General features: G+C 67.2%; 10 protein-coding genes. 6 read left to right on the plus strand and 4 right to left on the minus strand.

Features of this window, described 5'->3' with window-relative positions:
- Nucleotides 1-265: 265 nt before the first annotated feature.
- Together AC2VOU_RS05705 and AC2VOU_RS05710 are read right to left on the minus strand one after the other, a co-directional pair.
- Entirely contained in the window at nt 266-1,516 is a 1,251-nt protein-coding gene (locus AC2VOU_RS05705) for a YhgE/Pip domain-containing protein (protein ID WP_486956493.1), read from the minus strand.
- Nucleotides 1,517-1,870: 354 nt separating this feature from the next.
- The gene (locus AC2VOU_RS05710) at nt 1,871-2,749 is read right to left on the minus strand and encodes a helix-turn-helix domain-containing protein (RefSeq protein WP_486956494.1); all 879 of its coding nucleotides are present in this window, start codon (nt 2,747-2,749) and stop codon (nt 1,871-1,873) included.
- Between the two features lie 62 nt (nt 2,750-2,811).
- On the opposite strand from AC2VOU_RS05710, the gene AC2VOU_RS05715 reads away from it, so the two are divergent.
- From AC2VOU_RS05715 to AC2VOU_RS05735, 5 genes are all read left to right on the plus strand, one after another.
- Nucleotides 2,812-3,945, plus strand: coding sequence for an NAD(P)H-dependent amine dehydrogenase family protein (locus tag AC2VOU_RS05715; protein ID WP_486956495.1), 1,134 nt, complete (start codon nt 2,812-2,814; stop codon nt 3,943-3,945).
- 100 nt (nt 3,946-4,045) lie between these two features.
- On the plus strand, nt 4,046-4,939 hold the full coding sequence (locus tag AC2VOU_RS05720; protein ID WP_486956496.1) for a DUF559 domain-containing protein: 894 nt from the start codon (nt 4,046-4,048) through the stop codon (nt 4,937-4,939).
- Between the two features lie 208 nt (nt 4,940-5,147).
- Nucleotides 5,148-5,987 carry a lysophospholipase gene (locus tag AC2VOU_RS05725; protein ID WP_486956497.1) on the plus strand — a complete coding sequence of 280 codons (840 nt, stop codon included), beginning with the start codon at nt 5,148-5,150 and terminating at the stop codon, nt 5,985-5,987.
- 95 nt (nt 5,988-6,082) lie between these two features.
- Nucleotides 6,083-6,832 (plus strand): DUF2786 domain-containing protein, encoded by a 750-nt coding sequence (locus AC2VOU_RS05730; RefSeq protein WP_486956498.1) that lies wholly within the window; start codon nt 6,083-6,085, stop codon nt 6,830-6,832.
- Nucleotides 6,829-7,326 (plus strand): TIGR04338 family metallohydrolase, encoded by a 498-nt coding sequence (locus AC2VOU_RS05735; protein ID WP_486956499.1) that lies wholly within the window; start codon nt 6,829-6,831, stop codon nt 7,324-7,326. The genes AC2VOU_RS05730 and AC2VOU_RS05735 overlap by 4 nt, the downstream gene beginning before the upstream one ends.
- Before the next feature lie 5 nt (nt 7,327-7,331).
- Here the strand turns inward: AC2VOU_RS05735 and AC2VOU_RS05740 are convergent, their stop codons facing one another.
- Nucleotides 7,332-7,475 carry a copper-binding metallothionein MymT gene (locus tag AC2VOU_RS05740; protein ID WP_486956500.1) on the minus strand — a complete coding sequence of 48 codons (144 nt, stop codon included), beginning with the start codon at nt 7,473-7,475 and terminating at the stop codon, nt 7,332-7,334.
- A 107-nt stretch (nt 7,476-7,582) separates the two neighbouring features.
- Here AC2VOU_RS05740 and AC2VOU_RS05745 point away from each other — a divergent pair, with 107 nt between their 5' ends.
- A complete protein-coding gene (locus tag AC2VOU_RS05745; RefSeq protein ID WP_486956501.1) occupies nt 7,583-8,239 on the plus strand; it encodes an O-methyltransferase in 657 nt (218 codons plus the stop codon).
- A gap of 4 nt (nt 8,240-8,243) precedes the next feature.
- On the opposite strand, the gene ilvD is transcribed toward AC2VOU_RS05745, so the two are convergent.
- On the minus strand, nt 8,244-9,950 hold the full coding sequence (gene ilvD / locus AC2VOU_RS05750) for a dihydroxy-acid dehydratase (protein WP_486956502.1): 1,707 nt from the start codon (nt 9,948-9,950) through the stop codon (nt 8,244-8,246).
- Nucleotides 9,951-9,971 lie beyond the last annotated feature (21 nt).

Below are 9,971 nucleotides of genomic sequence, written 5' to 3' on the forward strand. Positions count from 1 at the left end.
AGTTGTAGACCAGGTAGGAGCCCCGGGTATTGGCGATCGCGCTGGCCAGCAGTTCCCGCGCTTCTGCGCGGGCGACCGGCTGGCCGGTGCTGGTCGCCAGCGCCCACCACAGCGCGCCGCTGGCACAGCAGGCTGCCAACCGCCGGAAGGCGTCAGCGAGATTCGGCACGGTTGCCCCTTCGGCGCGAACGTCGTTACTGAGGTATTACACAGCAACAGGCGTAACAGCGAAGTGACAGAACAGCGGCAGTCCCATGACGTTGGGCTACCGGCCTTTACCGTCCGGGTGGTCAACCTCCACGGGGTCGTTGGCTACCGCGACGGATACGCTTCGCCCGCGCCGGTCGTAGAGGTGGGTGACGACGACACCGATCAGCACACCAACCAGCAGCCAGCCTGCCGACCACTCCAGCGAGCGCGCCAGTCCGGCGTCAGCTCGGCCTCGGAGATACAGTAACGACCTTGCGCCGACGAATACTTGATGCAGCGGTTCGAATTTCGCCAGCCATTCGAACCAGGCCGGGGTGGCTTCCAACGGCACGGCGGCGCCCGCCGCCGGGATGCCGAGGATGACGAACACGAACAACCCGATCCCGGCCCCGATCGCGCCCATGGCCGCAATCAGCGATGTCGAGGTCACACCGACCGCCAGGATCGCGAACGCGCCGAAAAGCCATAGTTGCATGCTGTTTTGGATCGGCATACCCAAATTGAGGCCAATCGCCAGGTAGGCGGCCGAGGCCAGCAGTGCTACCACGGCAAGCATCGCCCACTTGATCAACAGGCGGCGGAAGAGCGAAACATCGCCGGGCAGAGGACAGCTCGGGCGGAAGTCGGTGGGCGCGACGCCAAGCATCGAATTCACCAGCCTGCTGATGACGATGCTCCCGATGAAACCGGCCAGCAGCAGCAGCAGCGAATAGTAGAAGGCCGACAACCCGTTTCCGGTGCCGTTCGGCAGCGCGTTGTGCACCGTCGACTTGATTTCGACGGGATTGGCCAACATCAGTGCCACGGCGCCGGGCTCAGGCCTTTTGCCGGTCTGTTGGGCGACCTCTTGCGAAAGCCGTTGTCCAACCCGTTGATCGATCAGCGCGAGCTCACGCTGCAGGGTCTGGCCGGCGATACTGGCGCCGAGGGTCCCCGCTCGCGGATTCGTCGTGACGACGATGACGGCCCGCTCTACCCGCCCCGGTGTGAGCGCGCTTTTCGCGTAGGCCTGAAGCTTGGACGAGAAGTTGGGCGGTATGACCGCGGCACCGTAGATCTGTACGGTGTCCAGCTGCTTCTTGGCTTGATCAGGGTCGAGCACCCGGACGTCGTAGGCGTCGTGGTCGAAACTGGCCAGCATGCCCTTGACGACCTGCGCGCCGGTCGGCCCGGCGTCCTCGTTGATGATCGCTACCGGAAAGTGGCGCAAGTTGGTCATCGGCTGAAGGACCCCGCCGAGATAGAAGGCGCTGAGCGCCGACAGCAACACCAGTGTGCCGAGTATCGGGAAAGCCCAAAACCGCATGGTCCGAGTAGGTCTCGGGCGCGTCAGGTGGTCGTCATCGTCGTAGGAGAGATCAGGTGATGCGTGACGGGGTTGCGGTTCAGACACATCGCCTCCTGTTGGTTCGCGCTCACCTTAGTTGCCGAGGGTGGCGTGCACCTCTCAGACGGGCAATTCGGCCGGCTCCCGGCCGGTGAGGACGCCGTTGGAGGCGGTGACACGGACCGCGCCGCCCTCGCTGAGCACGGTCTGCTCGGACTCCACCCGCCGGCGGGCGACGAACAGATGCGGATACGGCGCGACCGGCAGGGTGACTGAATCGCGCCAGGCCGGGATAGATCACTCTGGTGGCCGGCGCGCCGGATGTCGACGGTGTCACGCTACTCCGGGTCGCAGCAGCGCCTGGGCATGCTGCAGGGCGGCCTCGAGGTCGGGCAGCGCGAGTGTGCTGCGGCCGCCCAGGTGGATCTCGATCTGGTACTGCGGCTGGCTGTCTCTCCCGAAGATCGGCAGCACCAGGAATTCGGTTGACGCCAAGTCTGTCTCAAGTGAGCTCGTTACTGATTGAAGCGTCACGATGGTCATCAGGGTGTTGAGTTCGCGCGTCACCTGCGCGGTCGGCTCCAGCGACGCAAGCACCGTGGCCAGCCTGTCGTGCAGCGAGTTGTGGGCGGCGTCGAATCGCCACGCGCCGTAGCCGCGGTCGCGAATCTCGGCCAGCACCCGCCGATGCCCGGCGATGTCGGCGTCGGTCAGACGCGGCGTCACCTGGCGCAGCCAACCGCCGATCGTCTCGTCGTCGCGCCAGGCCATCGCCACCAGGCCGAACGGTGGTCCGATCGGGAAGCGCTGCCCGACCGCGTGCTCACCATCGGTGCCGTGGCCGACGGCGTCGACGGTGGTCAGGTGCGTCTGGCCGATCTTGGACATCGAGCTGCCGGCCCCGAGCGTGCCGTGCAGGAAGCTCAGCGTCTCGCGGCCGCGGTCGAGCAGCGGGAACTGCGCACGCAGACCGTGCACCAGCCCGAACAGCCCGCTGCCGAGCGTGTAGCGGCGGTCGTCGCGGCGGCTCACCCAGCTGCGGCCGTCGAGTTCGGCCAGCACCAGCGCGCACGTCGACGTGCTGATGGCGCAGCGCTTGGCCAGCTCGGCCGATGTGTGGCCGCCCGGTGAATCCGCCAGCGCCGCAAGCACATCCATCACACGGGCAGTGGGCGGCGACTTCGCCGGCAAGGCGGATGTTGACGAATCCATCGCGACCTTCTTACCATCCGTCCGAAATATCATTTATGACTTCCTAATAATAGGAGAGATTCATGCACAAGGTCGGCGTTTGGGGCCCCGGGTCGATGGGGTTGATCGCCCTGCGCGGGGTGATCGACCACCCGCATCTGCAACTGGTCGACCTGGTCGTGCACAGCGACGCAAAGGCCGGCCGCGACGCGGGGGAGTTGTGCGGAGGCGCGAAGACGGGTGTCATCGCCGCCCAGGATCCCGCGGCCCTGCTTGCCGGCGATGCCGACGTGGTGGTCTATGCCGCGGCGGCCAACCTGCGTCCGGCCGAGGCCATCGACGACATGGTGTCGATCCTGCGGGCGGGCAAGAACGTGGTGTCCTGTTCGGTGGTGCCGTTGGTGTACCCCGACGGTGTCGACGCGGGATTCACCGCGCCGCTACGCGAGGCCGCGACGGCCGGTGGAGCGTCGTTTTTCACCACCGGTATCGATTCCGGGTTCGCCAATGATGTTCTGCCGCTGGTGCTTACCGGTGTGTCGAGGGTGATCGAGTCGGTCCGGATCACCGAGATGTTCAACTACGCGACCTATCCGGACAAGGACGCGGTCTACGAGATCCTGGGCTTCGGCAAGCCGCCGGAGTTTGTGGCGTTCGCCGCGGCGCCGGGCATGTTCACCTTCGGCTGGGGCCCGGTGATACATCAACTCGCGGCGGGGTTGGGCGTCAAGATCGACAATATCGAGGAGAACGTCGAGCGGGTGGTCGCCGAGGAGTCATTCGACACGCCCACCGGGCGCATCGAGGCGGGCACGGTCGGCGCGCTGCGCTCGACGTTGACCGGATATGTGGACGGCCAGCCAACTTTCGTGATCGACCACGTGACGCGGATGCGCGACGACCTGGCGCCGGACTGGCCGCAGCCGCACATTTCCATCCCGCCGCGCGACCTCGGCTACGGGGCGGCGTCGGGTCGCGGTCTCTACCGCGTCGAGATCGAGGGCTCGCCTACCATGCGCTGTGAGTTCGAGATGGCCGACGACCACGATCACGACCTCGGCGCGCGGATGGCCGGCGCGTCGCGGATGGTCAACGCGATCCCGGCGGTCTGCCAGGCGCAGCCGGGACTGCTGTCGGCGCTCGACCTGCCGTTGATCACCGGCGTCGGATTGGTCGGCGCCGTCGAGGGCACGCCTCCGGACAGCCGCCTGTTCTAAATCGTCAGCCGAGTGGCCAGTTATGGAGGGATTTCGGTGCAGGCGGCGCCATAACTGGCCATTCGACGACGGTGTCGGACACTTCTGCCACGGTGAGCGCATGCACGACCGTGATTGGCCATTTGTCGGCACCGAAGCCTTGGCCGACGGGCGGGTCAGCAGACACGCGCTGCGCACTCGACACCGCGCGGTTTACCGCAATGTGTACGTGCCGACGACTCACGAATTGACCGCTGCCAGTCGCGGTGTCGCCGCATGGCTGTGGTCTGGACGCGAAGCGACACTCGCCGGTCTGTCGGCGGCTGCACTGCACAGCGCACGATGGATCGATCCTGAGCTTCCCGCCGAGGTCTACCGGCGAAACGGTAAGCCCGTCGACGGCATCGTCATTCATCGCGACGAGCTGTGGGACGACGAGATCTGCACCGCGCGCGGAATGCGTCTCACGACCCCGGCTCGGACCGCGTTCGACCTCGGCCGTCGAAAAGAGTTGGTGTCGGCTTTGATTCGGGTCGATGCGTTGGCAAACGCGACCAACCTGAAGGTGGCCGAAGTCGAGCGGTTGGCGCAGCGTCACCCCGGCGTGCGGGGCTTGGTGCAACTGCGCCAGGTCGTCCGGCTGATGGACAGCGGGGCGGAATCGCCGCAGGAAACGAGGACGCGACTTCTGCTCGTGCGCTCTGGTCTGCCGAAACCCGAGACGCAGATCCGTGTCCTGGATCGGTTCAACTATCCGTTCGCGCGGCTGGACATGGGGTATCGCGAACTGAAAGTTGCCATCGAATTCGACGGCGCACAGCATTGGACCGATCCCGCGCAGCGTACTGCCGACATCGATCGCTACGCCGAGCTCGCGGCGTTGGGCTGGCGGATCGTCAGGGTCAGCAGCGACCTTCTTCGCTGTCGACCCGAGGTTGTGGTCGCGCGAGTGTGTTGTGCGCTTCGCGAAGCTGCCGCCGAGTGGCCAGTTATTACATACATTTTGGGAAAATAGCGGCCATAACTGGCCACTCGGCCGCCCCCGAACTCGGCGCGGCCAGCCCCGCCGGCAGCGGCCGACGTTGGCGATCCGGTGCAGCCGATAGCAGTTCGCGCCGATAGGGCTCGGCCGTCGTCGAGAAATCCGTCTGACCGTCATCGGCCAATTCCCACCGCGAGCACGCTCACGCGACCGAGCTTGCGGTGGGTCTACGCTGCCCCTGATGACAATCACACGTGCCGAACACTTCTTCGACGGTGTCGACGGCGTGCGCATCGTCTACGACGTCTGGACCCCGGACACCACGCCGCGGGGATTGGTGATCCTCGCGCACGGGCTGGGCGAGCATGCCCGTCGTTACGACCACGTGGCCGCGCGGTTCGGCCGCGAGGGCCTGATCACCTATGCGCTCGATCATCGCGGGCACGGCCGCTCCGGCGGCAAGCGGGTACTGGTCAAAGACATCTGCGAGTACACCGGCGACTTCGGCACGTTGGTCGGCATCGCCGGCAGGGCACACCCCGGCCTCGCCCGTGTAGTGCTCGGCCACAGCATGGGCGGCGGGATCGTCTTCGCCTATGCGGTCGAGCATCCCGACGACTACGACCTGATGGTGTTGTCCGGGCCGGCGGTCGCGGCGCAACTCGCGGTGTCGCCGCTGTTGGGCTGGGTTGCCAAGACCGTCGGGGCGATCGCGCCAGGTATGCCGCTGCAGGCGCTCGACGCCGACGCGGTGTCCCGCGATCCGGCCGTGGTGCACGCCTACAACACCGACCCGCTGGTCTATCACGGCAAGATCCCCGGCGGCATCGCCCGCGCGCTGCTGCTGGTCGGGGAGACGATGCAGCAGCGGGCGCCGTCGCTGACCGCGCCGCTGCTGGTGGTGCATGGGTCCGACGATCGCCTGATTCCGGTCGAGGGCAGCCGGCGGTTGGTCGAGGCGGTCGGCAGCAGTGACGCCGAGCTCAAGGTGTACCCGGGCCTGTATCACGAGGTGTTCAACGAGCCTGAGAACGTGCAGGTGCTCGACGACGTGGTGTCCTGGATCAACGCGCGACTGTGAATGGCGGCGTTGAAACGTCGCCGGGTTCCTCTACTTTGGTCTCGTGAGTTGCGCCGGTGACGATGCAGAGCGCAGCGATGAGGAGGAGTGGCGCCGTGAGTGACGACAAGATGTTGGCGCGTATCGCCGCCCTGCTGCGTCAGGCCGAGGGCACCGACAACGCGCACGAGGCCGAGGCGTTCATGTCGGCCGCGCAACGGCTGGCCACCGCGACCTCGATCGACCTGGCGGTGGCGCGATCGCACGCCGACAAACGCACACCGGTCCAGACGCCCGTGCAGCGCACGATCACCATCGGCACCGCCGGCACCAGAGGCCTGCGGACCTACGTCCAGCTGTTCGTGGTGATCGCCGCGGCCAACGACGTGCGCTGCGACATCGCGTCCAACTCGACGTTCGTCTATGCCTACGGGTTCGCCGAGGACATCGACGCCACCCACGCGCTGTACGCCAGCCTGGTCGTGCAGATGGTCCGCGCGTCGGACACCTACATCTCCTCCGGTGAACACCGGCCCACCCCGACGATCACCGCCCGGCTGAATTTCCAGCTGGCGTTCGGCGCCCGGGTCGGTCAACGGCTGCGCGAGGCTCGCGAGCAGACCCAGCGTGCAGCCGAGAAGGACACTCGCCGCCCGCCCGGAACCGCGATTGCGCTGCGGAACAAAGAATTAGAGTTGCGCGACTACTACCGCACCGCGTCGAAGGCGCGTGGCACCTGGCAGGCCAGCCGGGCCACCGCCGGCTATTCGTCGGAGGCTCGCCGGGCCGGGGACCGGGCCGGTAAGCGGGCGCGACTGGGAAGCGGCCCAGAGCTGTCCGGTGCGCGGACCGCGCTGGACCGGTGAACGCCGAGCGCGATTCGCAGCGCTCCAGGGTTTACGCCGCCGAGGAATTTGTGCGGACGCTGTTCGACCGCGCCGCCGAACACGGCTCGACTGTGGAGTTCTTCGGCACGCAGTTGACGCTGCCGCCGGAGGCCAGGTTCGGCTCACTGCGCGGGGTGCAACGCTACGTCGATGACGTGCTGGCGTTGCCGGCAGTACGTCGGGAATGGCCCGAGGCAGCGCCGCTGACCGTGCGGGCCCGCCGGGCGTCGACCGCCGCGCACTACGAAAAACGTTACGGTGCCGGGATTATCGCCGTGCCCGATGATCGGGACGCCGACTGGGCGATGCGCGAACTGGTGCTGCTCCACGAGATCGCGCATCACCTCTGCGACGAGCAACCGCCACACGGCTCGCAGTACGTGGCGACGCTGTGCACCCTGGCCGAATTGGTCATGGGGCCCGAAGTCGGGCACGTCCTGCGGGTCGTCTACGCGAAAGAGGGTGTGCGGTAGCGGATTTAGCTGGTTACCTCGACCATGTCGTCGCCGCACGTGCAGACGTACGCGCCGTCGCCGGAGCAGTGGCATGGGACCTCGATGCGCACCCGGCAGCCGCAGCCGTCGTGACCGCAGCTCAGCATGGTGCCTGCTTTGTATGACATCTCTCCACCTTTCGGAATGGGTACCGGACAGTGGCCAATCTATACCCCAGGGGGGTATCTGGCAAGGCCGGTGGCGCCGGCCGTCCAAGCCGGGCTAGCTTTAACCCATGAGCCAAAAGCCAACTCCCACCGATGTTGACGAATTCCTGGATGCCACCGTGCTGGTCGAGGACCCCGTGCTGACCGCAGCCCTCGCGGACAGTGACGCGGCCGGGTTGCCGAAGATCGCCGTGTCGCCCCAGCAGGGCAAGTTCCTGAGCCTGCTGGTCGCCGCGACCGGGGCCCGCCGCATCCTGGAGATCGGCACGCTGGGCGGGTTCAGCACGATCTGGCTGGCCCGCGGCGCGGGCCCGGACGGCCGGGTGACCACGCTGGAGTACGAGCCCAAGCACGCCGAGGTTGCTCGCGCCAACGTCGACCGCGCCGGCGTCGGCGACCGGGTCGAGATCCTGGTCGGGGCGGCCCTGGACACGTTACCGGGCGTGACCGGTGGCCCGTTCGACCTGGTGTTCATCGACGCCGACAAAGAGAACAACCCCGGCTACCTGGACTGGGCCGTCAAGCTCACCCGGCCGGGCTCGATGATCGTGGTGGACAACGTGATTCGCGACGGCGAGATCCTCTCACCCGGCGACGATCCGGTGCTCCAAGGCAGTCGAAAGGTCCTCGAGCTGATGGGTGAGCACCCCCGACTCGACACCGCGGTGCTGCAAACCGTCGGCGCCAAGCACTGGGACGGCCTGGCGTTCGCGCTGGTGAAGTAGGCGGCTAGCTGCAGATGGCGCCGTTGGCCGCCGAGCCGACCAGCTTGACGTACTTGGCCAGCACGCCGGTGGTGTAGCGGGGTGGCAGCGGGGTGAAACCCGCACGGCGGGAAGCGAATTCGTCAGCGTCGACCAGTACATCCAAGGTGCCTTGTGCGACGTCGAGCCGGATCCGGTCGCCGTCGCGCAGGAAGGCGATCGGTCCGCCGTCGACCGCCTCGGGCGCGACGTGGCCGACGCACAGCCCGGTGGTGCCGCCGGAGAACCGGCCGTCGGTCAACAACAGCACGTCCTTGCCCAGGCCGGCGCCCTTGATCGCGCCGGTGATCGCCAGCATCTCGCGCATTCCGGGCCCGCCCTTGGGTCCCTCGTAGCGGATCACCACCGCGTCACCGTGGGTGATGGTGCCGTCTTCCAGCGCGTCCAGCGCTGCCCGCTCGCGCTCGAAAACCCTTGCGGTGCCTTCGAACACGTCGGAGTCGAAGCCGGCCGACTTGACCACCGCGCCCTCGGGCGCCAGCGACCCGTGCAGGATGGTGATTCCGCCGGTGGGGTGGATGGGGTTGTCCATGGCCCGCAGCACCTTGCCGTCGGGGTCCGGCGGGGCGATGTGCGCGAGGTTTTCGGCCATGGTCTGCCCGGTCACGGTCAGGCAATCGCCGTGCAGCAGGCCGGCGTCCAGCAGGGCTTTCATGATTACCGGCACTCCGCCGATGCGGTCGACGTCGAACATCACGTGCTTGCCGAACGGCTTGACGTCGGCCAGATGCGGCACCTTCGCGCCGACGCGGCTGAAGTCGGCCAGCGACAGCTTCACGTCGGCCTCATGGGCGATCGCCAGCAGATGCAGCACCGCGTTGGTCGAGCCACCGAACGCCATCACCACCGCGATGGCGTTCTCGAACGCTTCCTTGGTCAAGATGTCGCGGGCGGTGATCCCGCGGCGCAGCAGGCCGATGACCGCTTCACCGCTACGTCGGGCGTACCCGTCGCGTCGGCGGTCGGTGGCCGGGGGAGCGGCGCTGCCCGGCAGCGACATGCCCAGCGCCTCGGCGGCGCTGGCCATGGTGTTGGCGGTGAACATGCCGCCGCACGCGCCCTCGCCGGGGCAGATGGCCCGCTCGATGGTGTCGACGTCTTCACGGGACATCAGCCCGCGGGCACAGGCGCCGACCGCTTCGAACGCATCGATGATCGTCACGTCGCGCTCGGTGCCGTCGGACAGCTTCGCCCGGCCGGGCAGGATCGAGCCCGCGTACAAAAACACCGAGGCCAGGTCCAGGCGCGCCGCGGCCATCAGCATTCCGGGCAGCGACTTGTCGCAGCCGGCCAGCAACACCGACCCGTCGAGTCGTTCGGCCTGCATGACGACCTCCACACTGTCGGCGATCAGCTCTCGCGACGGCAGCGAGAAGTGCATGCCTTCGTGGCCCATCGAGATGCCGTCGGACACCGAGATCGTGCCGAACTCCAGCGGGTAGCCGCCGGCGGCGAACACCCCTTCCTTCACGGATTTGGCCAGCCGGTCCAGCGACAGGTTGCAGGGCGTGATCTCGTTCCACGACGACGCCACCCCGATCTGGGGTTTGGCGAAGTCGTCGTCGTCCATCCCGACCGCACGCAACATCCCGCGTGATGCGGTTTTCTCCAGGCCGTCGGTGACCTCGCGACTGCGGGGCTTGACGTCGATAGCGGGGCTCTTGTCTGCCATTGCTCAAGTATGCGTGTTCGG

This window comes from Mycobacterium sp. TH-M25, from assembly GCF_057473665.1.

Bases quoted from the DNA above. Each gene is read 5' to 3' on its own strand.
- AC2VOU_RS05725 (WP_486956497.1), top strand. From the start codon at position 5,148: ATGACAATCACACGTGCCGAACACTTCTTCGACGGTGTCGACGGCGTG.
- ilvD (WP_486956502.1), bottom strand. From the start codon at position 9,950: ATGGCAGACAAGAGCCCCGCTATCGACGTCAAGCCCCGCAGTCGCGAG.
- AC2VOU_RS05720 (WP_486956496.1), top strand. From the start codon at position 4,046: ATGCACGACCGTGATTGGCCATTTGTCGGCACCGAAGCCTTGGCCGAC.
- AC2VOU_RS05740 (WP_486956500.1), bottom strand. From the start codon at position 7,475: ATGTCATACAAAGCAGGCACCATGCTGAGCTGCGGTCACGACGGCTGC.
- AC2VOU_RS05745 (WP_486956501.1), top strand. From the start codon at position 7,583: ATGAGCCAAAAGCCAACTCCCACCGATGTTGACGAATTCCTGGATGCC.
- AC2VOU_RS05705 (WP_486956493.1), bottom strand. From the start codon at position 1,516: ATGCGGTTTTGGGCTTTCCCGATACTCGGCACACTGGTGTTGCTGTCG.
- AC2VOU_RS05715 (WP_486956495.1), top strand. From the start codon at position 2,812: ATGCACAAGGTCGGCGTTTGGGGCCCCGGGTCGATGGGGTTGATCGCC.
- AC2VOU_RS05710 (WP_486956494.1), bottom strand. From the start codon at position 2,749: ATGGATTCGTCAACATCCGCCTTGCCGGCGAAGTCGCCGCCCACTGCC.